At 47.2% G+C, this 24,337-nt stretch carries 22 protein-coding genes; 4 read left to right on the forward strand and 18 right to left on the reverse strand.

The window, feature by feature from the left end:
• The first annotated feature begins 142 nt into the window (after window positions 1–142).
• Window positions 143–1,033, forward strand: coding sequence for an SDR family NAD(P)-dependent oxidoreductase (locus tag ACFOEK_RS07305; protein ID WP_386718354.1), 891 nt, complete (start codon window positions 143–145; stop codon window positions 1,031–1,033).
• A 63-nt stretch (window positions 1,034–1,096) separates the two neighbouring features.
• On the opposite strand, the gene ACFOEK_RS07310 is transcribed toward ACFOEK_RS07305, so the two are convergent.
• The 6 genes from ACFOEK_RS07310 to ACFOEK_RS07335 form a co-directional block, all read right to left on the reverse strand.
• Window positions 1,097–1,507 (reverse strand): VanZ family protein, encoded by a 411-nt coding sequence (locus ACFOEK_RS07310; protein WP_386718357.1) that lies wholly within the window; start codon window positions 1,505–1,507, stop codon window positions 1,097–1,099.
• Window positions 1,507–2,925, reverse strand: a complete 1,419-nt coding sequence (creD, locus tag ACFOEK_RS07315; RefSeq protein ID WP_386718359.1) for a cell envelope integrity protein CreD — start codon at window positions 2,923–2,925, stop codon at window positions 1,507–1,509. The genes ACFOEK_RS07310 and creD overlap by 1 nt, the downstream gene beginning before the upstream one ends.
• A 157-nt stretch (window positions 2,926–3,082) precedes the next feature.
• Window positions 3,083–4,534 (reverse strand): two-component system sensor histidine kinase CreC, encoded by a 1,452-nt coding sequence (creC, locus tag ACFOEK_RS07320; RefSeq protein ID WP_386718362.1) that lies wholly within the window; start codon window positions 4,532–4,534, stop codon window positions 3,083–3,085.
• Window positions 4,531–5,259: a two-component system response regulator CreB gene (creB, locus tag ACFOEK_RS07325; protein ID WP_386718364.1), complete on the reverse strand. Its 729-nt coding sequence runs from the start codon at window positions 5,257–5,259 to the stop codon at window positions 4,531–4,533. Before creB ends, creC begins: the two co-directional genes overlap by 4 nt.
• Window positions 5,260–5,273: 14 nt before the next feature.
• Complete coding sequence (locus ACFOEK_RS07330; protein WP_386718367.1) at window positions 5,274–5,654, reverse strand: nuclear transport factor 2 family protein; 381 nt, start codon at window positions 5,652–5,654, stop codon at window positions 5,274–5,276.
• Window positions 5,655–5,790: 136 nt separating this feature from the next.
• Window positions 5,791–6,753, reverse strand: coding sequence for a LysR family transcriptional regulator (locus ACFOEK_RS07335; RefSeq protein ID WP_386718371.1), 963 nt, complete (start codon window positions 6,751–6,753; stop codon window positions 5,791–5,793).
• A 162-nt stretch (window positions 6,754–6,915) separates the two neighbouring features.
• Between ACFOEK_RS07335 and ACFOEK_RS07340 the strand changes: the two genes are divergently transcribed.
• From ACFOEK_RS07340 to ACFOEK_RS07350, 3 genes are all read left to right on the forward strand, one after another.
• On the forward strand, window positions 6,916–8,175 hold the full coding sequence (locus ACFOEK_RS07340; RefSeq protein ID WP_386718374.1) for an MFS transporter: 1,260 nt from the start codon (window positions 6,916–6,918) through the stop codon (window positions 8,173–8,175).
• Between the two features lie 61 nt (window positions 8,176–8,236).
• The gene (locus tag ACFOEK_RS07345; protein ID WP_386718377.1) at window positions 8,237–8,806 is read left to right on the forward strand and encodes a hypothetical protein; all 570 of its coding nucleotides are present in this window, start codon (window positions 8,237–8,239) and stop codon (window positions 8,804–8,806) included.
• On the forward strand, window positions 8,799–9,215 hold the full coding sequence (locus tag ACFOEK_RS07350) for a hypothetical protein (protein WP_386718379.1): 417 nt from the start codon (window positions 8,799–8,801) through the stop codon (window positions 9,213–9,215). Before ACFOEK_RS07345 ends, ACFOEK_RS07350 begins: the two co-directional genes overlap by 8 nt.
• Window positions 9,216–9,375: 160 nt before the next feature.
• Here ACFOEK_RS07350 and ACFOEK_RS07355 read toward each other — a convergent pair whose 3' ends face one another.
• The 12 genes from ACFOEK_RS07355 to ACFOEK_RS07410 form a co-directional block, all read right to left on the reverse strand.
• Complete coding sequence (locus ACFOEK_RS07355) at window positions 9,376–9,954, reverse strand: hypothetical protein (protein ID WP_386718382.1); 579 nt, start codon at window positions 9,952–9,954, stop codon at window positions 9,376–9,378.
• Window positions 9,955–10,407: 453 nt separating this feature from the next.
• Complete coding sequence (locus tag ACFOEK_RS07360) at window positions 10,408–10,812, reverse strand: hypothetical protein (protein ID WP_386718385.1); 405 nt, start codon at window positions 10,810–10,812, stop codon at window positions 10,408–10,410.
• A gap of 33 nt (window positions 10,813–10,845) precedes the next feature.
• The gene (locus ACFOEK_RS07365; protein WP_386718388.1) at window positions 10,846–11,574 is read right to left on the reverse strand and encodes a transporter substrate-binding domain-containing protein; all 729 of its coding nucleotides are present in this window, start codon (window positions 11,572–11,574) and stop codon (window positions 10,846–10,848) included.
• 160 nt (window positions 11,575–11,734) lie between these two features.
• Entirely contained in the window at window positions 11,735–12,577 is an 843-nt protein-coding gene (locus tag ACFOEK_RS07370; RefSeq protein ID WP_386718391.1) for an MBL fold metallo-hydrolase, read from the reverse strand.
• A 108-nt stretch (window positions 12,578–12,685) separates the two neighbouring features.
• Window positions 12,686–12,982 (reverse strand): putative quinol monooxygenase, encoded by a 297-nt coding sequence (locus ACFOEK_RS07375; protein ID WP_386718394.1) that lies wholly within the window; start codon window positions 12,980–12,982, stop codon window positions 12,686–12,688.
• A gap of 55 nt (window positions 12,983–13,037) precedes the next feature.
• The gene (locus ACFOEK_RS07380) at window positions 13,038–13,403 is read right to left on the reverse strand and encodes a MerR family transcriptional regulator (RefSeq protein ID WP_386718396.1); all 366 of its coding nucleotides are present in this window, start codon (window positions 13,401–13,403) and stop codon (window positions 13,038–13,040) included.
• Between the two features lie 324 nt (window positions 13,404–13,727).
• Entirely contained in the window at window positions 13,728–13,970 is a 243-nt protein-coding gene (locus tag ACFOEK_RS07385; protein WP_386718399.1) for a hypothetical protein, read from the reverse strand.
• A 10-nt stretch (window positions 13,971–13,980) separates the two neighbouring features.
• Window positions 13,981–14,526, reverse strand: a complete 546-nt coding sequence (locus ACFOEK_RS07390; RefSeq protein ID WP_386718402.1) for a hypothetical protein — start codon at window positions 14,524–14,526, stop codon at window positions 13,981–13,983.
• Window positions 14,527–14,760: 234 nt separating this feature from the next.
• Window positions 14,761–17,016: a hypothetical protein gene (locus ACFOEK_RS07395; RefSeq protein WP_386718405.1), complete on the reverse strand. Its 2,256-nt coding sequence runs from the start codon at window positions 17,014–17,016 to the stop codon at window positions 14,761–14,763.
• A gap of 2 nt (window positions 17,017–17,018) precedes the next feature.
• Complete coding sequence (locus ACFOEK_RS07400; protein ID WP_386718408.1) at window positions 17,019–17,954, reverse strand: hypothetical protein; 936 nt, start codon at window positions 17,952–17,954, stop codon at window positions 17,019–17,021.
• On the reverse strand, window positions 17,955–22,856 hold the full coding sequence (locus ACFOEK_RS07405; protein ID WP_386718411.1) for a putative Ig domain-containing protein: 4,902 nt from the start codon (window positions 22,854–22,856) through the stop codon (window positions 17,955–17,957). It lies immediately after the preceding gene.
• Window positions 22,857–23,009: 153 nt separating this feature from the next.
• On the reverse strand, window positions 23,010–24,314 hold the full coding sequence (locus tag ACFOEK_RS07410) for a GGDEF domain-containing protein (protein ID WP_386718414.1): 1,305 nt from the start codon (window positions 24,312–24,314) through the stop codon (window positions 23,010–23,012).
• Between the last annotated feature and the right edge of the window lie 23 nt (window positions 24,315–24,337).

Genomic DNA, 24,337 nt, shown 5'->3' on the forward strand with positions numbered 1-24,337 from the left:
GTTACTTATCGGTAACATCTGTATTGACGAACATTTTTTGAACACCTAAATTATGTAACCAGTTGGTAACATAACAAATACAACACATCCCAATAGGCAGGTGGACGTCGCCTAATGATGGTTATTGAAAAGGACACATAACATGGCTCTTGAAACACTTCTTTCTGAAACACTTGGCATTGTTCGTAAACCCTTCCTGCCTAAAGTTCTGAACAAAAAACTCACCTTGATCACCGGCGGCAGCAGCGGCATTGGTTTGGCCGTCGCACGACAAATTGGTGAGGCCAAAGGGACTGTTATTCTAGTTGCTCGTGGCATCGAAAACTTGGAAAAAGCTAAGAAAGAAGTGGAAGATCTGGGTGGTACTGCTTACATCTACAGTTGTAACCTAAGCTGCACGGAATCCTGTAAAGAGCTCGTAGAAAAAGTGCTTGCAGAGCATGGCCCAATTGATGTGTTAATCAACAACGCTGGCCGTTCAATCCGTCGTTCAGTAAACGATGCCTATGATCGTATGCACGACTTCCAACGCACCATGGACTTGAACTACTTCGGTTGCCTGCAATTGATTCTTGGTTTCTTGCCTGCCATGCGTGAGCGCAAAAAAGGTCACATCATCAATATTTCTTCTGCTGGCTGCCAGTCCAATGTTCCGCGTTTCTCTGCGTACATTGCCAGTAAATCAGCACTGGATGCCTTCAGCCGTTGCTTAACCAACGAAGTAGCACAAGATAACGTCAACATCACCACGGTTTACATGCCATTGGTTCGTACGCCGATGATTGCACCGACCAAGAGCTACGATTACTTGCCGGTGATGTCACCGGAACGTGCGGCAGATTTGGTATTGAAATCACTGATCACCAAGCAGAAAAAAGTGACTACACCACTAGGTTCTCTTGCGGAAGTGGTTTATGACGTTTCCCCAACCACAGCAACTCGTATCATGAACTTGAGCTATCAGTTTGAAGAGAAACTAAAGGCCTACCAGAAGAAACAAAAGGAAAAAGCGGCCAAAACCCAAACCGCTTAATACAGAGAGATTCAACAACGAAAAAAGCCTACCGTGGAAAACACGGTAGGCTTTTTTTTGTGGTCAGACCGTCTTATCCAATACCCGTTTGGACAGTAAATAAAAGACCGCCATGCCCACCGCATCACATCCAAGATCCATAAAATCAAAGTTACGCGAAGCAATGTATAGCTGACTGAATTCTTCTGTAACTGCAAACAGCCCAACCAATAACAACGCCAGATTCACCTGCACACCCTTTTTTACGCCGGGAACACCTAACCTTACCGACTTACCAAGCAAGGTTAGATTGAGCATAAAAGTCAGTACACCAAAGATCATCAAGTGCCCAATTTTATCGCCATTAGGCACGTGTTGAAGCCACTCCACCAGAAAGTAAGTTTCGCCTTGATTGACTTGATATAAGGTGCCAAAGATCAACAGCACCATACACACCAACCCCATCACCGCTTTATGCCGAAAGTGCATCGTCATTACTTCTCGTCCTCGGTTGATTTAGTAAACTTCTCCGCGGCGGCACGATCCCCCAGGTCATACCAATCGATGTTTCGAGTTACCACCATCACAATCACCAGAATTACAAAGGTCAGTGTCGAGCCCATCAGAAAAGCCAAGTCTTCAGAGCTGATAATCAGGTAAAGACACAGATACAACACCGACAGCAGACCACTGTACAAAGCCGCAAGCTTGAAGCCTTTTAGAACGAAGCTCAGATAAAACATCAGCAAGGCAATACAGGCTACAGAGGCAACAGCGTAAGACACCCCAAAGGCCAGATGTTCAGACAAAGACACCAACAACAGATAGAAAATCGCGTTAGCAAAGCCCACCAACGTGTATTGAATGGCATGGATCGGTAGCTTCTTCACAATTTCAAAAATGAAGAAGGAGATGAAGGTCAAACCAATAAATAAGATGCCGTATTTCAACGCTCGATCCGACTGTTGATACACATCGATGGTTTCAATGTGCTTAACGCCAAAACCACTACTAATGAGGTCGGCACATTCACCGTTCGCACAGTTCGCAACTTTCTCGTTGATGTTATTTGCGAAGGACGTAGTCTTCCAAGTTGCTTGATACCCCGCTTCGGAAATAGATCGTTCTACCGGTAGAAACATCCCAGTAAATTCAGGGTGCGGCCAATCCGAGGTAACAGACACCTGAGTCTCGACACCTGTGGGAACAAAGGAAATAGACTCCATGCCACGCAATACCAACTGATAACTGAAGTCTAACGATGTTAGGGGATTTGCCTGATCATCAGTTTCTTTGCTCTCGTGAATATCTTTAGCAATTCCAGGCACAAAGGCATGAATGCCATTGCCATTAGAAGAAAATTTGCTGCCCGGTAAAAACTTAATGGTTTGATTCAACCATCGCAGCTGCGGAATGCTATTGATACCGCGCGGATCAAATACCGTGCTGAATAAATAGGGTTTGGAAAGCTCTACCTTCTCTGCCGACCCAAAGATACGAACTAATTCTTTCTGGATACGTGTCTGATCAAATGCACCCGACACATCGAAGGTTCCGGTATACACAGGCACTTTATAAATACCTTTGTATCGAAGGTCGTTTTCAATCTGACTTTTGATACTGAGGCTTTCAGGATTGATAAACAGCTTGCGGTGACGCACCACTTCCTTCTTATGTTTCTTCGTTTCATCTTTGTTCCACACATCCACGTAATCCGTTGTGGTGTATGGGATTACCAGAATCGGCCCCATCAGCTCCTGAGCGCCCGTCCAGCTTTGAGAAACGCTATATTTTGCGGACTGCAGATAATCATTTCGCTCGTAGATTTTCTCAGAAATCATCCCCAGAGGGATTAGTAAGATAAGGGCGATTAAGCCAATCACACAGAGTTTTATTGCCAGTGCTTTTTGCATGAGATTTCTCCTAAAAGTTAGATGCTTTTAAGATAAATCGCCTGTGTGGGGTCTTTATGAGTTGAATGTGTAGATAGTTTGTAGTGCGTGTGAAGCACTTTTTGTGGTCTGTTGTAGCGGTTAGTTTGAGTGTTTTTTTAGTGGTTTTTTAGTGCATCTAGGCTGGCAACCACACCCGTGCGCAACAACCCTGAGTGAGTCGGTTTTCCAAAGACACTTGCCCTTGGTGTAAAGCCACAATTTCATTAACAAAACACAGCCCGAGCCCGGTGCTTTTTTTATTGGTATCCGGTCGATTCAGTGAATAAAAACGCTCAAACACTCTGGATAGCGCATACTCAGGAATCCCCGGCCCTTGATCTTGTACCTCCAGAACACAGCCTTGATGGTCACGCGTTATTTGAAGAACAATCTGTCCAGCCGAGGGGCTAAATTCGATGGCGTTCTGAAGTAAATTATCCAACACCTGAGTTAACAGAAAAGCATCGCCTTCCACCTCAAAGGCATCTTGATTGGCATCGTTCGGAATCACCTCAATGGTCACGCCTTTCGCCAATAACGCCACCCGCTTACTCTCAATGACGCTGTGTGCCAGAGACAACAAAGATACTCGTTCTGTCGTTTCCAAATTTCCGCGTTTCTCCAAACTGGCCAAAGCCAACAAACGATTGATCATCACATCAATGCGATCGGTTTCATCCAGAATATTGCTTTGAAAACGTTCAAAATCGGCCTCAGGCATGGTGGGAGATAACAACTCGGCAGCGCCTTTAATGGCCGACACCGGGCTCTTCAATTCATGAGTTAAGGCATGGACGTAGTTTTCCACGTACGCTTTCCCTTCCAGCTGCTCACGCATGTTCTCGATGGCATCCGCAAGCTTCGTTAACTCCACTTCGCCAACCTTGGGAACGCTTGCCTTTCGTCCTTTAGCAATCTGATCCGCGTAGTCCACCAGCTTACGAATCGACCGTGTTAACCCAAAGGAAAACACCGCACCGATCACAATCGAAATCACAATCAACCAAAAACTGGTGGTTTTGATCTTCAACTGAGCCATGTCTATAAATGGCTGAACCGTTTGATTGGGCTTGGCAACAGTCAATGAGCCCACTATGCGCCCATTGTTTAGAATTGGGGCCGCTACGTGCATCACCGTACTCATTTCATCGTCCGGCCTTAACTTCGTACTACGAGCTCCGTATTGGCCACGCAAGGTCAGATAAACGTCATTCCACCGCGAATAATCTGCGCCTACATCCTTGCCCGACGAATCGTATTGCACAATGCCCTGATCGTCCGTGATGTAAATGCGAATCTGGCTGGACTCTTTATCCACAGAAAAGATTTTGGCGCGATAGGAACGCGCTAAAAAGCGCTCGATGCTTTGAGCAAAATTCAGTTGCGCAAAATTCTGGCTGGTCAACTGATCCTGCAGGAACTCATTGGAAACCACTTCGGCCAGTAAATTTGCCGTATCCACCAAGGTATCTTCAGTGGTCTGACGCATCCCCGGACGAAGCTCAGACATAAACACATTCAGCAACAAGTAAGTCGCAACACCGAGAATAGAAAAATTGGCTAAGAAGATTCGAAGGTTAAGACTCATTGTCCGGCCTTTAAGCTGTAACCCAGGCCACGATGCGTCTGAATGATATCGCCTTGATCATCCACCTGTTTGAGTTTGGCGCGTAAGGTTTTAATGTGCGTATCAACCGCTCGGTCGAAACTTTCTTCCGGCGAACGCCAAACTTTTTCCATCAGCTGTTCACGTGAAAAAATGCGTTCCGGCTGCTGCATTAACGTCTCCAGAATACCAAACTCGTAAGCCGTTAAATCCAACATCTGGTCATTAAAGAAGGCGCGTTTCAGCTGACTGTCCAGACGTAAACGCCCACGAACGAGCACAGAAGCTTGCGATTCGTCCGAGCTTGCCGTGGATGCCCCCGAAACACCCGAAGGGCTCAGCAAGCCCGACTGCCGACGTAAAATGGCTTTCACCCGAGCCGATAACTCTCTCGGACTAAAGGGCTTCACCACATAATCGTCACCGCCGATTTCCAAACCCACCACACGATCAATTTCATCGCCTCGTGCGGTTAAGAAAATCACGGGTACGGAAGAAAACGTTCGAATCGCTTTGCAGACATCGAAGCCCGAGAGATCAGGCAAACCCACATCCAAAATCACCACATCCACGGACTGATGCTGACAATGCTCGACCGCCGCCTGACCTAACGACAACCACTCAACATCCAGCCCTTCCTGACGTAAGGCATAAATAACGTTATCAGCAATGCTTTGCTCGTCTTCGACTAACAGGACTTTATGCACAATATGACTCAAAACTATTGAGCTTTCAGCTCGCCTTCCACATGGAAAAGCTTGTTGTAGATCTGCCACTGCCCGTCCACTTTAATCAGCGACAGCGTGTCCAAAAACATCAAACCAAGATACGCGTCTCTCACTCTCGCCACCGCTGTATCACCCGCAACCTCGATGGACAACACATCAAGAATCGCGGCCTCACCCTTTTCTTTTGGTGACGGCTGATGCGAAGCAACCAACTCCGCAAATTGCCCAACGGTCGACTCTTGCAAGCCACCACCAATGTAACCTGTGATCATCGCATTTGGGTGGAATGCATCGTGCGCTTTCTGTGCGCTTGATTCGTACATACACTCAAAGTACGTCTGAATTACGCTTTGAATTTGTTGTTCGTTGTTCACGTTAATGTCCTTATTATTTTTCAATTTTGATGTGGAACAGCAGAGTCGTTTCCGAAGATAACGAAGATTATCTGCTTTCAATCCCCTTGTCGAAACGATGCTCTATTTATTCACAAAATAGGGAAGTTGATAAGCCCTACCCACCAAAATCAATCATAGGCTTCCAACCTTCCGCCCAAGTGTAGGTGGAACCTTCGCCCACATCCGCTAAGGATCGAGTCAGAAAATCAACAAACACTCTCACTTTAGCAGGCAAATATTCTCGCTTCGGATAAATCGCGAACACGCCACTGTCGGGTTGCGGCGGTCTGAAATACGGATACAGAGAAACCAGTTCGCCACGTTCCAAGCCCTTCTTGGCAAGAAAGTGAGGGAGTTGAGCAAAGCCCAAACCGTCAGCACACATATAGGCCATCGCTTCGCCATCATCGGTGATATGGCTACGCTCTAACTCGTAAGGAATGTATTCCCCTGTTTCATCGGGTAAAAAGATCGGTTGAAGCTGTTGAGTTTCCTTGATTCGAAAACCAATCCAACGGTGTTGATGGAAGTCTTCGGGGCAGCTTGGCGTGCCATGCGTTTCCAAATAGTCCGGCGATGCACATATCAGGAAATCCATTGGGCTCAAGCACCGCGCCACTAGCCGACTGTCTTTAACATACCCTGTGCGTAAGGCGATATCGATGTCGTTTTCGATGATGTCCACATGGAAATCGTTGATATCCAATTCCAGCTTGATGTCTGGGTATTGCTCGCAAAACGCTTTTAATAACGGGCGAAGATACAGGTGGCCATAACACACGGCCGAATTGATTCGGAGAGTGCCGCAAGGGGAGTCATTTAGGTGCTTCAGCTCATCCTCACAGGTGGTGAGATCCTGGACCATCTTTCGCACTGTATCGGCATAACGTTGACCGGCGGTGGTGATTCGCAACTGTCGGGTCGAGCGCTGAAACAAGGTTAATCCCAGCTGTGCTTCCAATCGGCCAATGGCCTTACTGACGGTGGAAGGATCACTGTTACACAGCCTTGCCGCCGCAGCAAAACTGCCGCCATCACAGGTGGCTAAGAAGATTTCTAATGATCTAAGTTTGTCCATGATTTGCACACGAAAAATAGTGTATTTGGTGATTGACTATACCAAGAAAGATTCATGAATAGTATTCATGACTAATTGGGATATCGACCTATTTTTCCAACACGTTCCTGTTCATAAAATCCTCACCTATAGACGTTCACAGATCTATGAGATTGAGAATTTATGTTGAAGCACTTCATTTCAAACAAACTACCCGCTGGTCATCCTCTGACCTATTTATTCCTGGCATTTATCACCATGGCAGGGCTTTCCTACATTAACTTCATGCCAGGACTGGTTAACGCACTGGCCGGTGAGATCGGTTTCAACGAAGCAGAGGCCGGTCAAATCGTTGCGCTCAATGGTTATGGCGGCTTGATTGGCAGCACAATCGCCATCTTTCTGGTGCGACGCATTCAATGGCAACCGGCCATGCTCTTGTTCTTAGTGTTATTGGCAGCGATTGACCTCTCAACAGTATGGGTGGGTGAACTATCAGCAACTACGTTAGGGGTTAGTAATTACACGCTGATGCTGGGCTGGCGATTTCTGGCAGGCACCTTCGGTGGTCTGAGCCTTGGGATCGGTTTTGCTGTTCTTGCTAGATTGAACAACCCGGATCGCGCCTTTGGAACCTTGCTGTTCATACAGTTCAGCATCGGCTCCATCGTCATGTATCTCTTACCCGAACTAGAAGCGCAAATGAACGCCTATGCGGTGTTTTATGTGATGGCAGCGTTCGTAGTCTTAAGCCTAGTATTTTTGCCTTTTTTACCGGCACTTTCTCTCAAGCACTCAACATCAAATCAACCAATAAGTGGCCGCACTGCATCTGTGCCTTGCACATCAAACGTACCTGGCACATCACACAATGCCTTATTGCTGATGCTCGCCATCATCACCTACCAAATCTCCGCCAGTGCTATTTGGGCTTACGTTGGGTTGATTGGCCTTGGCGCGAACATGAGCAACGACGATGTCAGCATGTACATTGCGACGACCGGGTTGTTAGGGCTGCTCGGCGCCATGTTACCTGTGATCAGTGGCAATCGTTATGGGCGCTTGTATTGGATCATTGCTGGCGTAGCCATGTCGGTAGTATCCGCCATCATGCTCAGCGTAACGCACCTAACACCGCTGTTTTATGTCATCGCGATGTCTCTGCTGTTTTTCTCCTGGCCAGCCATTCAATCCTATCTATTGGCGGTCACAGCAGAACAAGACCCAAGTGGCAAGCTATCTACTGTTGCTGCCGTTGTGTCATCAATCGGCTTAGCAAGCGGCCCACTGATCGCCTCTGGTTTGCTGAATGAAGAGAGCTTTTCACTGATGCTCTACGTCTGCGCCGCCATCTTCGTGTTGAGTTTCATCCTCTTACTCAAGCCCGTTCAGGCCCAGGAGAAAGATCACAGCATGAGACTACCGGCTCAATATCCGTCGTGATCTTACAAGCACCACCAACAAGGTTTTAATTCAGAATCAAGTCAATAGAAGGAACACAACCATGATCCGATACCTCTTCAACAAAATGCTTTTGGCAATGAAAACCCGTTACGACTATGACGTGCGTTACATGCAGGACATTCTTAAAACCAGCTTGGGCGCCTTTCTCAAATTAATGGGCTTTCAAACCATGTCCTCCCACTCAGGGAACCTACCTCCCGAGCCTCTGTATGCCGCCAGACTTCGTGCCATCATTTGGGATGACTGCGGGCCGTGTACCCAACTGGTCGTCAATATGGCGTTAGAGGAAAAAGTCGCCCCTGAGATGGTTCGCGCCATCATTGATAGAAATTTGGACAAACTGCCCGAGGAGATCGCACTCGTCGTGCAATTCACCGAATTTGTCTTGGCGCACAACCCGGAAGCCGATGATCTACGCGAACAAATTGTGGCCTTATGGGGCCAAGAAGGACTGATTACCATCGCCTATTGCATCAGTTCTTATCGCGTCTACCCGGCTCTCAAATACGCATTGGGCTACGGTAAAGCCTGTAGTCGAGTCACAGTCAATGAGGATTCTCTTGCCCCAACACGATCCGCCACATTAGCGATGGGTGCCGAGCATGATTAGTAAAGTCATCATCGCAATTGCCAGCCTGTTAGGGCTGGCAGCCTTTACCAATGGCCTGTTCATGTTGATCGCCCCTGAACAGTGGTATTGGCTTGTCCCTGGCGTACCTGAGCGCGGCCCGTTCAACCAACACTTCTTGCGAGACATAGGCATGATCTACATGCTGATCGGCTCAGCATTGTTTTATGGCGCCCTCTATAACAGCGCCCTTTACAAAAACTTCCGATTACTGCTTTGGTTAATGCCGATTTCATGGCTGGTGTTCCATGCCATATTTCACGCCTGGGAAGTGGTGGTTGGCATCTCCGGACCTGAAGCCCTGCTCGTCGATTTTGCAGGAGTCACACTGCCTGCGATTGTGGGAATTGGCTTGCTCTATGCAAGTTATAAATTGCAGGGAAAAGAGTAGATGTTTGGTTTGTGGGGTTAGAGAGTTAATTGAGTATAGGATAGGCGCCGGGATTAGGCGCCTTAGTAACCTAAGAACATAAAAATACTTCGAAACTTAATAATACCGAACCAGTGTAGCCGTATACGGAACATAGAGCTCTTTTAACGGTTGTTCTTAATTAAAATTGTCCAGAAGACGAAAACGAGGACTTAGTGACAATATCTTCACTATTAAACTCAACTATTAACATATCTTGCTTGAATTTAACTCCTTTTGTTTGAGTTAACATATAAATAATCGCAGACCCATCTTTATCATTTACTAACGGATATATTTGTTGACTTCTGCTCTGACCAAGAATCTTTATCACTTCGCTCTTCGACTGACCTTCCTTAATAGTTCTAGCTAGCTCTTTATCAAAGCTCGTATTATCAACTTTGAATGAACTCGAATAGTTCTTACCTACTAAAGTACCGTCAACGAAAAACAAACCCTGTGATCGAGCTGGAGTGATACCTGGGTTCACAGCTTCATCACTCAAGCTTGCGTAAGAATAGTTGATAATTTCAACCTCTACGCCATTAAATTCAGCAATTCCTGTTGTGTTAGGTTCTCCCATAGCCATTAAAACCTTTTCTTTTGTGGTTTTACCTAGCACTAACTGGTTTTCTTCAAGTTTTTTGAAGTTTGTCCCTGCTGCACAACCAACTAGCATCAATACAGCTAAAGAAATAAAAACTAATCTGAATTTTTTCATTTATTTCCCCTTCCTGGGTTTGTTTAATATTTTTAGGCTAACAATCAATCCAAAATCACAAAGACAAAGATCACTTGTTTCTAAGCGGCACACATTCTCCTGCATATCTCTTTCTAAAACAATAAGTGAATTGACACTAGATGAAACCATAGTTCCAAGACGGCGAATTTAATATCTAAATACAACGAGTTATACAAAAAATCCCAGCCAAAGCTAGGATCTGAAAATTCATTTCTAATGAAAGAAATATATAGAAGGCATATATTCAGACATTAAACTGCCTTCAAAGATACTTTATTCATATCACCCGCTTTATCTCTTTCAATGCTCTCACCAAACCTAGATCAAAGCAGCTACTAATAAAGCTTCGCATAGTACCTAAGCGAGCTTTAATTCTCTAGAAATAAACTTTTAATACACTCCTTCTTTACTCATTATTTTGCCTAATAAGTCTTAACATACCTCATCCCGCCAAAGCCTTAGCTCTGCAGCAATACCTTTCCCCTCTAAAGAAGCATCCAACTTCTGAAGAATATCTTCGAATGCTGATTCATCCGCACTGTAGGCCTCAAAAATGATTGAGGTTAAAACCAACGTCCAATCTTTCTGAAACCGCACTTTAAGGTTGGCACATCGCTCTGGTAATGTGCCACCACATGCGATTTCAATTAAAAAAGGTGCCAGGGCATCCAGATCCATATTGCTTAGCCATTCTTTGATCAGCGCATCGAAACACAATGGTTCTTTGGCTAGTTCCTTTTGGACTTTACTGCCAAACCCTGCAAAGACCTCCGGCCCAACAGGCGCGGTAAGATCTGCGATGAAATCTAAGACGGTGGTTTTATCAATGTCTTTCATGGTTATGGTCGGGGTCACCCTATGTTGGGAAACTCACTTCTTATCAGGTTTTAACAAGTTTTCTTCGCCGAAGTACTTCTTCCAAATACGATCATACGTACCACTTTCTTTGATTGCTTTCAGCCCCATATTGAACTTGTTAATAATCTCTTCATTTTTAGGATCTACGCTGCAATTCAATCGATCCGTATAGGAATACTGAATAAAGTTCGGGTCAAAGTGGGTTTGATTGAGCACATTATGGTGATCTGGATAATACCCTAAAATGGCAGAAATCCGATTGAGTTTGAGCATTTTCAAGTGACTTTCGAATAGTCCCAATTCAACTTTCACGTCACTGAAATCGTCTTTAAGGATGTTAATGTCAATCCCTCGTTCAACACCAATCCGCTTCCCTTTCAGCTGAGCTAACGAACTGATCATCGGCTCGGATTTTAATGTCGAAATCACGTAATGCACTTCCAAAAACAACTCTGATGAACGCACCTGCAGCTGTGCCAAATCGTTAAATATCTTTTTATCCCCACCTATAAAACAATCGGACTTGTTTTCCTTGAATGAATAAATGGCACGGATCAAAGGCAAGGCTCGAACCTGTGCATTCAGAGGAACTTCTCTATCGACGGCCTGGAATACCTCATTGGCAAATCCAGTGCCATCCGTCAGATACCAACCACTAAGCTCCTGAACCGCAACGTTCGTTGCGTGAAGACGCATACTCAATGTCAAAGAAAGGCAGGTAATGAATAGATAGCGACGCATATCCCTTCCTAAAGGAATACAAACAATTAAGAAAGTATATGAAATGACACGCAGAGTGCTAATTGAAAGGGTCGGCAGCTGCGCCAATAAGAGAAATGAAGCTGGCTAACCTGCCAACGAATCATCATCACATCCAACGCATCGATTCGAAATCAAGTGTCTATTTGGCTTGCTCTTCCAACAACTTCTTGGCTCCCCGCGCGTCCAGTACATCCAAAAATGCTTGGAACCCATCTTGATCAATAAACGGATTATTCCTTCCGGAGTGTTTCGCTTTTCGTTCAAAAATCTGAGCCAATCTTGGATGACTCGCTAAGTTAACTTCAACTTTCGGCGAAGATTGTGAGATGCGCCTTATCCGTTCTACACTTTTAACATAGTTTGCAGCCAAATCCAGGCCATTAAAGTTGGTGCCGTTCCCACCAACAATGAACGCTCTATGATCAATGCCGTTATCCTTAACGGAAAAGTCTATTGAAAGGCACCCTTTAGTATGTCCTGGGGTCAAATAAAATTTAAACCGCTTGTTTCCAACGATTAACTCATCGTTATCTTTCGTAAAGCTATCTACCTTAGGGGGAATAAAATGAGTTTTTCCTTCAGAGGCTTCCGATTGAGATTGCGTAAGTAGAAAGCCTTCGTAAGATATTATTACCTTACCGCCATAATTACGCTGGATATATTCTGCAGATCCTACATGGTCCGAATGCCCATGAGTGATGAGGATGTACTTTAGATCTTTTGGATCCAGCCCAAGCCTCTTAATATTTCCAGGAATCCAACGTCCGTATGGGCTTTCTAATGAGTCAACGAGAACCAGACCATCTGACGTAGAGATAAGATATGAAGACACCCATTTATCGCCAACGTAATACACATCATCAAACATCTTAAATGGTTCGACATATCCATTTTTATCCGTCCGTTCAGGGATAAATTCAGAGTGATCCAAAGAAAAAGATTTAAACGACAGAAAGATAAGTAAAAACAAAGAATACTTCATGAATGTCTCTAGAGTGTTAGTGCTACCGGCACAACGGTTAGATAAACTGGCACATAATTGCAGAGCAATTAAGCGCCAGGTTGCGAAGTCCGTTACTGGCGCTTGATGTTAACCGCCGACGACATCAGACTGAAAGAATTGAACAACTTCAGTAAGATCCAACTCTAAATACGCTTTTGTATGCGGTTCCACAAAATGTTGCTTGAAAGCGGCCTCATCTTCAAACCTTTCCCATAAAATGAAACGGTCTTCGTTCTCAGAACAGTGGTGCAATGTAAACAAACTGCAGCCAGGCTCTTTTAGCGTTTTCTCACACAATATTTTTAATGCGGATTTCGCGTCAGCAATCATTGCTTTATCTTTTACTTTTAATTCAGCCGTTACAAAGTAGCCTTTTTCAAACATCTCAAATACTCCCTCAATCTCAATGAAGGGAGCATCTTACAAGCTAGAGTTTACTCTAGGTCAAGAGCTTATTTTCTTTCTCTTGGTAAGCAGCAATTTTGTACTCAACAATCTCAAGTTCGTCTTTGAGGTGCTGAATATCATTTTTCAGTACCTGAGCATGCTCAATGAGCATATTTTTTCTGTCAGATATGCTCGAATCCCCCATTGATCTCAAGACTGAAAATCGCTTAATGCCTTCAAGGCTCATTCCCGTTGACTTCAACCTCTGAATCCAAGCCAACCATGCGAGATCCGTTTCAGAATACACTCTTCTGCCCGATTCATTCCTGGATATATTGGTTAGCAACCCTTCTTTTTCGTAATACCTCAAGGTATGAATCGATAATCCAGTGCGCTCTGAAATTTCTGAAATATACACGGCCCTCTCCTAAGCACTTAGATAAATGACGTCCAACAAAAGAATGCTGGCCTCCAATTCGTGAGTCAGCTAAGCCAGCGCCATAATAGAGTTTTCGACGACTATAAATAGAGATCAGCACCATGAAAAGTGACGCATACATTTTGTCAGCTTAAGTGCTACAAAGAATATACAGGAGGTTATTACGAGCTTGGAATTAAGACCTTGGAGAAGTCTTCAGGTTTGCCAAAGCCAAAAACCAGGCTGAAACAATACTTCCTGCGTAATCGGGAACCGAAAACTAAAGAGTAGTTTTAGGTTGATCCTGAGCCGTTACAAATATCCCTACTTAACCCGTTTTAACTTATTTTTCTTTTGCTCTTTATCTATTTTAATATCTTCAGAGATAGTTCTTTCTGGCATTAAATCTTCTGGTTTCTCTGGGCCAGCAATAATCCCCATTCCAACATCCGATAATTCTTCAGGAATGTCTTTAGAGAATATTTCCTGTGCTCTATTTTTGGCCCTATTATTCAACCAAATCTCAAACTCAGGTGTGCCGGGTTCCGGTCTGTTATTTTTCGCCATCTCTATACACCTATAGGTTTCGCCAAAGATAGGTAGGCGTGTTGCTTTGTTTACCGTTAAAAAGAGTAAAACCAAATTCTTGATAGTACTTAATAACCTGATTGTTAACAGGCCGCATGATTCGAATTTGCTCCGCGCCTATAGAATCGCCATAAACTTCTGCAGCCGCCACGGATAGTTCAACTACTTTACGTTTCAAAGGATGATTCCATGGAGCACCTTCAATAACATCCAGCCTAAGTTTAGCTCCTGAGTAAGTTGGCTTACCAATGCTCAATCCGCAAAGCTCCGCTTTAGCATACCAAATAGCTAATTCAAAACGCTTAGGATGCCTATATGCATAACTCCGAAAGCCATTCTCCCAAGACCAATCAGCATCATCAGAACGAGATAAACTGTATTCCCATCGTCTTGCTTGCGATATTGCTCTTAAATCAATTTTCTTCAAATCTACAAGGTCTTTTAATCCTTGAGGTAAGTTATTCTGAGCCACCTCCAAACTTAAATCCCTAAGCTGGTTGTATTTGGCCTCTGTACTTGAATGGCTAGTTTGCATTTTTCATCCTTGATTGATGTTTTTCTTTTAGAAATAACGCAGTTAGAGCGATCATCCTGCCCATTTATCCAGGCCGTAAAGCTTTGTACAAATGAGAAATCTGATAAAGACCACTACCTAAGAATTGATACTAATTCACTAACTATCACTTAAATGAGAGGTATCTGAGAGTAACCACCAAAAATCCCAGCTGAAGCTGGGATTAAATCACCGTAAAACCACTAAGAGTGAACGTTAATTCGGGCAGATGTTTTCGTCGTCACCACAGACGGCGCCTTCGCGAATCCAGTTGAGCAGGGTTTGATACTCGGCTTCGCCGCTGACGGTGTTGCGGTTGATTTGTATACCACCGCCGTGCTGCAGTTGTGTGGGTTTGAGCAGTAGTAAGCTGTCTTGTGGATAGGCAAGATTCACACGCGCTAAGACGTCATGATATTGGTTGGGGTTGCTATCGTCGTAATACACGGGAATGCCTTGGCGACCGGTGGCTTGGTTATGGCAGTTGCTGCATCGTGCTAGTGTGTCACTGCCTAATATGGGGCGAACGTCATCCACAAAGTTGAGGCTGGTTTGATCAATGCCTTGGCTGTCGATGGTTAATACGAAGCTTGCACTGTCGGATTCCCCAGAGCCATTGCTGACGGTGAGTTGAATTTCATAGTCGCCATCGGTGTCGGTGATAAACACAGGGCTGATGCTGCTACTGGTGGTGCTAGTGACAGAAGAAGTGGCGCTGAAGCTGTACTCGGCACCGGCAGGGGCATCCATCACTTGCCAGGCATATTGATCACTGAACAGGCTTTCAACAGCGGTAAGTTGCACCGGGCTTCGGGCTTGTCGGTCTTCGCCGGGCCTTGCATACGGTTGACCGGGTTCTTCGACTTCCCGATCCTCATTGAAGACATCAAAGCCGGTGAGGAAGGAAGCTAAGGTCGACGGAGCTCCGTCCGGGTCATCCCAGAACTTTTCATAGTTCCGTAAGGACAAAGGCATCACCCCACGACGAAAGACATATTCGATGATTTTGTCGTTGTAGCTGATGAACTGCTCGTAAGAGGAGAAGGAAATGGCGTTGGCTAAGCTGATGACCTCACCGTTCACGGTAGTGGTTTCACGGTTGCCCGCTTCGGTGCCACGCAGTGAATGGCAACTAACACAATGGGGCTCGATGACGTCAGTAAACAACACTTCCACACCTTCGGGGCGCGTGTCTGAGGCTTGCCAACCAGAAGGCACTTCCACGTCATAAGTATCGTTCGGTAAGCCTGCGCCGCCGTAATGGCCTTCCATCATTTCAATGGCGTAATCGCCCCACCACTTACCGCGCGTATCCTGATTCCGTGCATTGATTTCCTGGTAGCTGTTTAAGATCCATTGATTCAGTTGTTTAAGGTTGGCTTCTTGATCTAAACGGGTCTGGCCTTGCTCCTCACCGTATTCAAAAGAATCCAGCTCCAAACGGTTATATTTGGCGCTTAGCACCGATTGCACGGGAAAGGTGCCATCATCATTCAACGGTAGCATGGTGCCGCCGTGGCATACCAAACACATGGTAGGCATGTATTTAATGCCTCGACCATCGAGATTGGCCTTCAATAAACGCGCCTGTTCACCAGTACTCTCTTCCGGTGAAAAGGTGAAGAACTTGAGCACTCTCGGTGAGGTCGGGTCGTCCGGATCAAGCCGTGAAAACTCAATGGCGTTGGTACCAATGTGTCGATTACGATCTTGGGCCAGTGCTGCATCCAGATTGAGTGGCCCATAGTTGGAACTGCTGCCTTCCTGAAAGATCACCACATAGTTATCCACATAAAAGGCCAGTCCGCCCGCTTCGGTCTCACGCACATACATGTCCCGACCATAGCCCAAGTCTTTGGTATCACGAAACACCACATGAGTTACGCCCCCCTGATCAAAGCCGTTTACGGTTTTCCAGTCGGCTAAAGTAGTGCGCTCGTTATTTGGATCAACCAACTCATAATAGGCTTCGGCATAGGCTTGAGAGTCAATTTCAGACGCATCCAATGTCCAGCTGAGAGAGGGTGATGTACCTGCTTCATCTGCAATGAGTGACCCATTTTTCATCAAGTACAAATGCCCTGCCACGCTGGAACTTAAGCTAAAAGATAATGCGCCGGATTGACTCAGGCTGATGTCATGGGAAGGGTTATTTTCCGGCGATGCCGCAGTGGTGGCAGCAGCGCCGCTCACCACAGGCCAACTGCCAGAAAAGTTTTGGCTGGAACCGTCTGGCAGAGTCACGGTTAATTGGTAGCTGCCGGTATCGCCGTCGTTTTCTGGTGACACCACCACTTGGTAATCACCAATGCCCAATTGCGCTTGATCGTTAATGAACGACAAGAAGCGGTCCGGCGTCATGGTGCTGTCGACGGTGGCCGCGTCGACTTCGGTATCATCACGGCTGTCGCAGCCCCAAAGCCCGAATAGAGAAGTGAACACTAATCCCAAGTGAAGAGGCTTCCATGTCATGATCAGAACCTCGCCAAGACGGATAAACGATAGATACGACGATAGTAATCGTTATCGCCTTCGCCATTCACCGACGCCCACAGCATAGAGGCGTCCAATGACCAACTTCGACCAAAGCCGTAATTGAACCCCGTTATGATGGCGTTGGTGGTGGCGTCTAAACGGTAAGCAACCCACTCACCACAAAAGTCTTCGGATAAAGCTTCGTCGGTTTCCAGTTCTGTGGAGGATTGAATCAAACCATAAATGTCATCGGCCACCACGCCGTTGCAGAACACCACCTGAGCCGAGGAGGTGACATCGCCTTTCAAAAAACTGTAGGTGGAATAGAAAGCCAATTGCTTGGTCAGCATCAGATCACCGTTCAGAAAGAAGCGCCAATCATCGGTATCCCACACACTGCCATCGGAATTTCGGTAACGATATTCAGTTCCTAAACTGGCCGTCATCTGATCAGTCATGCGTTTCGTGGCTACTAATTGCGCTTTGATGAGATCACTGTCTCGTTGGTCGGACTCGTATTCATCGATCTGAGCCGTTACGGTGAAGCGATAGAAAGGCGACAAAAAGCCGAATTCCGGTTGGTAACGAACAGAGGCTTCGACCCCTGCCGAGCCACGGCTCATATTTTTTGCCGTCTCATAGGCAATGCCTGACAAAAACCCTTTTACCGACGCCGCCGCATGAAAGTTGATTTTGTGGTTGTACAGGAGCCCTAATTTCCCTTCCGCGAAGTGATCTTCAATGGTATCGCGCTCTCGTTCAGCCTGAGATAAGTTATCGTCGTATCCGACCGTTAACTCACTTTCTACAAACACCGAAGGTGCTTCGGCCCAAGCCGGACGAACCATGAACAAACTCAGGGCGAATACCCCAAACATTGCCATCAAACCATAACACCATGGAAGATCGAACGTTCCTTTCGGGAGTATCACCATCTATCCCTGACTCCTAAACCGATTGATTGCCAAAAGTCTTATTACCAGTAAAGACAACAAGCCGAGAATTGCCCAGAAACCAAACACACCACCCGAGCCAGACGGCTGATCATCCGGTGCAGACAAGGACACCTCAGACGAAGACGCCGGAATCGCCGAAACTCCGCTTGGGTCTTCAATAACACCATTAGCCACGCCATCAGCATCGTTCGGGCCACCGTCAGAAATGTTCAATTGCACACAATCCGCGAAACGCAATAAACCGGTTTGGTAGGCCTCATCGCCCGGTGCAGGGCACACTCCATCCACTCGATTGGCGGACTCGATAAAGTCGGTACTGTTTTCGATAAACTCAAACCACTGCCCTTGCGAAAACTTACGGTAGCTGGCATCGGAAGGCACACTTTGCGCGAGCGGAATAACGATGCGCGCCACCCGATTGGCTTCGGTTAACCCTTTCACCACGAAGTCATACAAGCCACCAACCACAGAGTAATCCCCATCGGTCACCACATTACCCTCGCCGTCGGTCATATCCTGGGCGCGAACAAAAGCTCCGCCCTGACCTTTTCTTAGGGCAGTACGCCCCATGGACATTTGCAAACCGGATTCAACCGCCATTAAGTTGGTCGCTTCTGAGCCAGACGTGCCAGCAGATAAACGCGTAGCGTCATTGATTGCATCTTGATAGTCCGGCACGCCATCGCCATCGGAATCAGCCAGACCTTCCGTAAGGTCATCTATGCCATCACCGTCAGAGTCGGTAGCCGCATCCAATGTTGGCGAGGTACTTCCGACTAAGAAGGACACAGACAATTCCGAGTTCAAAATCTCGTCAGACACGGAGACACTAACATCGTACAGTTCACCCGCCGTTAACTGTTGCGGATCAAAACTGCGGCTTTCCTGTACCTCGGCCACCCCTGCGGTTAAGGCTCCGGCAATGGCTTCCACATCCCAAGTCAGCGTCAGGTCATCATTGTTTGCATCGCTGGCGGTGGCCGATATCGTCACCTCACCGCCATCCTGATATACCTGACTGGCGGTCAAGCCATTTTGGCGGATGGTTACCGAGAGTTGAGGCGCGACATTGCGATCCACAATCAAGACTTTGTATGCGGACACGCTGCCGAAATACGCACCATCACTGATGGACGATACCGACAAGGTTAGAGTTTCATCGCTTTCGGTGATTTGATCAGGGTTTATCGTTACGGCCACGGTCGCGGCGTTGGATTCGTCAATCTCAACTTGAGTCGCCGCCAGAGTAAAGTCCGAAGACGAGGTGCTACCTGATGTTGCCAAGGAAACCGTAACTGGATACGCCGTCGCATTACCGCTTAAGGTCAATGGAATCTCAAAGCTGTTGCCTTCACCAGAAACACGAGATCCACCAAATATTAATGCAGGTTTTAACTGAATACTCTGAGTCACGGTCGCCGTATTGCCAGCCTCATCAGAAGCCTGCCATACCAACTCATAAGCCCCTGGTCGGAGTGCAGTTTCCCCTTCGATTAAGGTCACAGTAACAATGCCATCGTTAGCATCTCGGGCACTGACATCAAGATCCAGCTGCGTAATAAAGTTCACGGCATTGATCACCAGCGGAGTCTCAAGTGAAATCACGGGGGCCACATTATCAATGGCGATGGTTTCACAGATATCATCCTGTTGACTCACGCAGATTTCAGACTCTTGCAGATTGGTGAGGCCGTCATTATCAAGATCCAGTACCGCATCATCAGCATCGAGCGGGTCTAAGTCATTCGCAGTTTCTATGATGTCCGGGATTCCATCATTATCGTCGTCGCTATCGCAAACATCACCCAGGTCATCCAGATCTGTATCAAGCTGATCAAGATTGGCGATATTCGGGCAATTGTCGTCATAATCCGCGACCGTATCTTCGTCGCTGTCCAGCAAGGCCACATTCAAAATCAGGGTTAATATTCTGGCTGATACGCCATCTTCCAAGCCATCCGCCACGCGAAGGGTAGATGTATAACTGCCTGCAGACTCGGCTTCCGGCGTCCATGCCAACACACCGGTGTTCGAGATCGTTAAGCCCGTCGGTGCCGTCAGCAATTCAAAGGTGATGCTATCACCGTCGTTATCATCGTCTACATCCGTTACCGCCAATTGCAGTTGCCAAGGCGTTAATTCCACCAGCGATTGAATACCCGGATTAGTCAGCTCCACCGCATCATTCACAGGTGTTACTGAGATAGAGAACGACTGCTCAGCATTAAATTCACCATCGGTTACTACCAAGGCCACCGATGCTGAGGTGATGCCATTTTCTGGTACCCACTCAATAAGGCCATCCACACTTACCGTCATGCCTTCGGGCGCTTGTGAGAAAAGATAAAGCAGAGGATCGCCTTCGGGATCAGTTGCCATGACCTGATATTGATAGCTTTCGTCTTCGGTAGCGTCTGTGCCTGGGGTGCTGGAAATCACCGGCGTTTCATTTACCGGCGTCACCAGAACCGTAAAGCTGTGACTCACTTGGCTTGTCCCATCACTGACACGGACATCGACGTTCTCAGAAGTGATGCCCTCAGTGGGCGTCCATGCAATCAACCCCGTGTCACTGTCGATGGTCATGCCCGTCGGTGCCGTGGTCAAACTAAAACTGATGGCGTCGCCTTCTTCATCGGTGGCGTCCACATCGTATTCATAGGCAATGTCTTCGGTGGCGGTTGTAACCGCTGTTGATGTCACTACTGGAGCATCATTTACCGCCGTCACACTGACTGTAAAGAGTTCGGTATCCGGTTGCGCGTCACTTTCACCACCGTCGGAAACGATCAGGGTCACTTCCCCTGAACTGGTGATACCATGCGTTGGCGTCCAGCTGATCAAACCTGTCGCTGATACCGTCATTCCCGTTGGCGCATTGGTTAAATCAAAACTTAGATCGATGCCATTGTTTTGATCGTCCGGATCATCCACTGCCACTTGGTAACTGTATTCCACGTCTTCAGTGGCGGTGGTTCCGGCGCTGGAAGTAATGACCGGCGGATCGTTCACACTGTCCACCGCAATCGTCCAATCCTGAGTTGCTGCGGCGGCGCCGTCTTCACCTCCGTCCGCAGCAATCACAGTCACAACGCCCGAGGTGGTAGTGTTATCTCCCGGCGTCCAGGTAACTAAGCCTGTACTGGAAACCGTCATACCACTGGGTTCGTTCGCCAATGAAAAGCTGATGTCGGTGCCGTTGTTGGTGTCGTCCGGGTCGGAGATGGTGACTTGATACGAATATAGCACTGCTTCAATGGCCGAGGTGGATGGGCTTGAGGTAATGGATGGTGCATCATTGACGGCAGTGACCGTCACCGTAAATTGTTCACTGTCGCTGGTTGCGCCGTCTTCACCACCATCTTCGACGCTCACCGTCACCTGTCCGGAGGTAGTAATGCCTTCCGTGGCAGTCCATGTGATCAAGCCTGTGCTTGATATCGTCATACCCGTCGGTTGATTGCTCAACGAGAAACTGAGGTCAGTGCCATTGTTGCTGTCGTCCGGGTCAGTCACATCCACCTGATAGCTGTACTCCACATCTTCAGACGCAGAGGTTCCGGCGGTTGAGCTGATAACCGGTGAATCGTTGACCGATGTTACCGATACCGTAAAGATCTCACTGTCACTGGTGGCACCATTTTCACCACCGTCTTGTACCGTCACAGTCACCGCTCCGGATGTACTGACGCCTTCAGTAGGCGTCCAGGTCACCAAGCCCGTTGAAGAGACCGTCATGCCCGCCGGTTCGTTGGAGAGCGAGAAAGTTAAGTCGGTGCCATTGTTGGAGTCGTCCGGGTCAGAAACCGTCAATTGATAGGAATATTGCTGATCTTCCATCGCCGCAGTGCCTGCAGTCGAGGTAATACTGGGCGAATCATTTACGGCTGTAACAGAGACGGTAAAGATTTCACTGTCTCCGGTTGCGCCATCTTCCCCGCCGTCTTCCACGGTGACGGTCACAGAACCCGAGGTCGTTACGCCTTCGGTGGGTGTCCAGGTGACCAGGCCGGTAGTCGACACAGACATGCCCGCCGGTTCGTTGGTTAACGAGAAGGTTAAATCGGTACCGTTGTTGGAATCGTCAGGGTCAGTGATGGTGAGCTGATAGGAGTACTGTTGATCTTCCGTAGCTGCAGTGTCAGCGGTTGACGTAATCGTTGGGCCGACATTGCAATCACTGGTGGTAAAATTGAGCGTCGAACCATTATCACTGCCTTCCGAGTTAGTACCTTCCAAACGGAAATAATAGGTCGTACCACAATCGAGGCCGGTTTGGGTCGCCGAAACCGCCCCCGAAGACGTCCCTCCGCCGGTACCAGACGGCGAAGATGCGGACTTATTAGAGGTTAAGCTCATGGAACTGAGGCCATAAGCAAAGGTCATCGTGGTGTTAGCTCCGTTCTCAAATACAGAGCCATTGAAGGTCGCCTGATACTTACTGACCGAACTGGCCGCACTGGTGGTCACCGCCGGAGCCGCATGTTCCAGCCCGCCATCGGAGACCCATTGAGCGATTAAGCTTTTCTCTGACGCGTTCAGCGCACCGTTGGGCGGCATGGTACCAGCATTGACCCGAAAACTGGCGCGCACATGGTTGGCATCATCACCATCGATCATGCCACTAGAATCAAGATCAGCCACCGTGGCAGTGGCTTCCGCATAATTATCAAAGTTGACACCATCCGGCGCAGAGCTCCTCGCTACAGCCCCAACCAAGGCGCTATTGTGACACCCCGTACACACCTGAACGCTGTTGCTGTTAAAGATGTTGGCAAGCACCCCGTCCGTCCCGTTATAGGTTACAACGGCATGGGCCAAGGAAGTACACATCCCCCAGACCAACGGATACTTAATAGATGAGAAAAGAATCTTCTTCACAGGTACACCAAAAGCTGACTACTTTTCTCAGTCTAGCCATTCTCTGAACGTCGATACCGACATTGCTTACCCAAATTTAGAACACATATTTTCACAATCAGAATAGTGGGCCGAAAGATGAACGTCAGAAGATGAAAGGCGGGAGATGAAAACTCAACTAAACGAAGAGCCTGGGACTTTAACGAAAGGCCTTGTTTCAGAGACTTTCACGCAGTTACGGCCCGCTTGCTTAGCACGATAAAGGGCTCCATCTGCGTCATTAAGCAAATCCGTAAAGCTCTGATTTAAACTCAGCGTGGCGATGCCAATACTGATGGTAATTGGAACGTCTTCCCCCTGATTAATAAAAGGTTGTTCTTTTAATCGGGCCTGAATTCGCTGAGCTAATTCCGACGCGCCGGTAATGTCCGTGTGTGGCAATAAGATCACAAATTCCTCACCACCATAGCGAGCAATGAGATCATTCTCCCGCATTTCGGCTTCGCTGAGACGGCACAAATGAATCAGTACTTGATCACCCACTGCATGGCCGTAGGTATCGTTGATCTTCTTGAAGTGATCGGCATCGAACAGTAATACCGTCAAGGGTTCTTGGTGACGCAGCGATCTTGCCATTTCCAGCTCGGCCTGTTCCATCAACTTACGACGGTTAGAGACCTGAGTTAACGGGTCGGTACTGGCAATGTGTTTCAAGGCATAGGTTCGCTGATCAATCTCTTTTTGCAGCGCGTCCCGTGAAATGGTCGTTTCTTCGAGGGTTTTCTGCATATGATTAAACTCACGGATAAATTCTGCAAATTCATCCGCGCCTACACTGGCAAGCTTGGTGCTGAAATTCCCGGCCTCCATTTCTTTTACGCCGCCTTTTAATAAATCCAGATAATTTCTGAGACGAATGGAAAGGCTCACCGCAAGCGCAGTAAGTAATACCGACCCCACCAACAACATAGTGGCAATCATGTAGATCTGATCGAGTTGACTCTCTCGTAACGACTGCCGCGCCAACAGCACCAGCTGATTGGAGTCTTCAACGATGGTTTCCAACTGAGCAATGAGTTTTTCACGGAAGTGGCGGCGTAAGGCATGAGTTTCAGGTTTGGGGTCACGCGATAAATACTGTAAGCGTTCAAATAAAACATTGAGGCCGCGATTAAGCCCCTGAATACTGTTCAGCAAGGTTTGTTGTTCTGGTGGCAACGACGGCGAATCATGCAACACCACGGTTAGCTGTTTGTGGCGTTCTTCCCAACGTTTGATGTAATCACGGCTGGGATTTTCCTCATAAAGCAATAAATTACTTTCGAGGTGGCTGACCAGACTATTGATTTCTGCCACATAACCTTCACGTTCAAACACAGCATCCGATTGCTTCCAAACCCAATACAAGCTAACGAAAATACACAGGGTGATGAACACCACCCCCGTGGGAAACATATAGAGCTGTGTCTTAAGCTTCATTCAATCAGTAGTCCACATGCTTC

The sequence above is a fragment of the Litoribrevibacter euphylliae genome, assembly GCF_042646085.1.
Classification (GTDB): domain Bacteria; phylum Pseudomonadota; class Gammaproteobacteria; order Pseudomonadales; family Litoribrevibacteraceae; genus Litoribrevibacter; species Litoribrevibacter euphylliae.

Excerpts from the sequence above, each read along its gene's own strand:
- ACFOEK_RS07365 (WP_386718388.1), bottom strand. The coding sequence starts at position 11,574 with ATGCGTCGCTATCTATTCATTACCTGCCTTTCTTTGACATTGAGTATG.
- ACFOEK_RS07335 (WP_386718371.1), bottom strand. The coding sequence starts at position 6,753 with ATGGACAAACTTAGATCATTAGAAATCTTCTTAGCCACCTGTGATGGC.
- ACFOEK_RS07390 (WP_386718402.1), bottom strand. The coding sequence starts at position 14,526 with ATGCAAACTAGCCATTCAAGTACAGAGGCCAAATACAACCAGCTTAGG.
- ACFOEK_RS07345 (WP_386718377.1), top strand. The coding sequence starts at position 8,237 with ATGATCCGATACCTCTTCAACAAAATGCTTTTGGCAATGAAAACCCGT.
- ACFOEK_RS07385 (WP_386718399.1), bottom strand. The coding sequence starts at position 13,970 with ATGGCGAAAAATAACAGACCGGAACCCGGCACACCTGAGTTTGAGATT.
- ACFOEK_RS07350 (WP_386718379.1), top strand. The coding sequence starts at position 8,799 with ATGATTAGTAAAGTCATCATCGCAATTGCCAGCCTGTTAGGGCTGGCA.
- ACFOEK_RS07305 (WP_386718354.1), top strand. The coding sequence starts at position 143 with ATGGCTCTTGAAACACTTCTTTCTGAAACACTTGGCATTGTTCGTAAA.
- ACFOEK_RS07355 (WP_386718382.1), bottom strand. The coding sequence starts at position 9,954 with ATGAAAAAATTCAGATTAGTTTTTATTTCTTTAGCTGTATTGATGCTA.
- ACFOEK_RS07400 (WP_386718408.1), bottom strand. The coding sequence starts at position 17,954 with ATGGTGATACTCCCGAAAGGAACGTTCGATCTTCCATGGTGTTATGGT.
- ACFOEK_RS07340 (WP_386718374.1), top strand. The coding sequence starts at position 6,916 with ATGTTGAAGCACTTCATTTCAAACAAACTACCCGCTGGTCATCCTCTG.
- ACFOEK_RS07370 (WP_386718391.1), bottom strand. The coding sequence starts at position 12,577 with ATGAAGTATTCTTTGTTTTTACTTATCTTTCTGTCGTTTAAATCTTTT.
- creD (WP_386718359.1), bottom strand. The coding sequence starts at position 2,925 with ATGCAAAAAGCACTGGCAATAAAACTCTGTGTGATTGGCTTAATCGCC.
- ACFOEK_RS07360 (WP_386718385.1), bottom strand. The coding sequence starts at position 10,812 with ATGAAAGACATTGATAAAACCACCGTCTTAGATTTCATCGCAGATCTT.
- ACFOEK_RS07310 (WP_386718357.1), bottom strand. The coding sequence starts at position 1,507 with ATGACGATGCACTTTCGGCATAAAGCGGTGATGGGGTTGGTGTGTATG.
- ACFOEK_RS07395 (WP_386718405.1), bottom strand. The coding sequence starts at position 17,016 with ATGACATGGAAGCCTCTTCACTTGGGATTAGTGTTCACTTCTCTATTC.
- creC (WP_386718362.1), bottom strand. The coding sequence starts at position 4,534 with ATGAGTCTTAACCTTCGAATCTTCTTAGCCAATTTTTCTATTCTCGGT.
- ACFOEK_RS07410 (WP_386718414.1), bottom strand. The coding sequence starts at position 24,314 with ATGAAGCTTAAGACACAGCTCTATATGTTTCCCACGGGGGTGGTGTTC.
- ACFOEK_RS07375 (WP_386718394.1), bottom strand. The coding sequence starts at position 12,982 with ATGTTTGAAAAAGGCTACTTTGTAACGGCTGAATTAAAAGTAAAAGAT.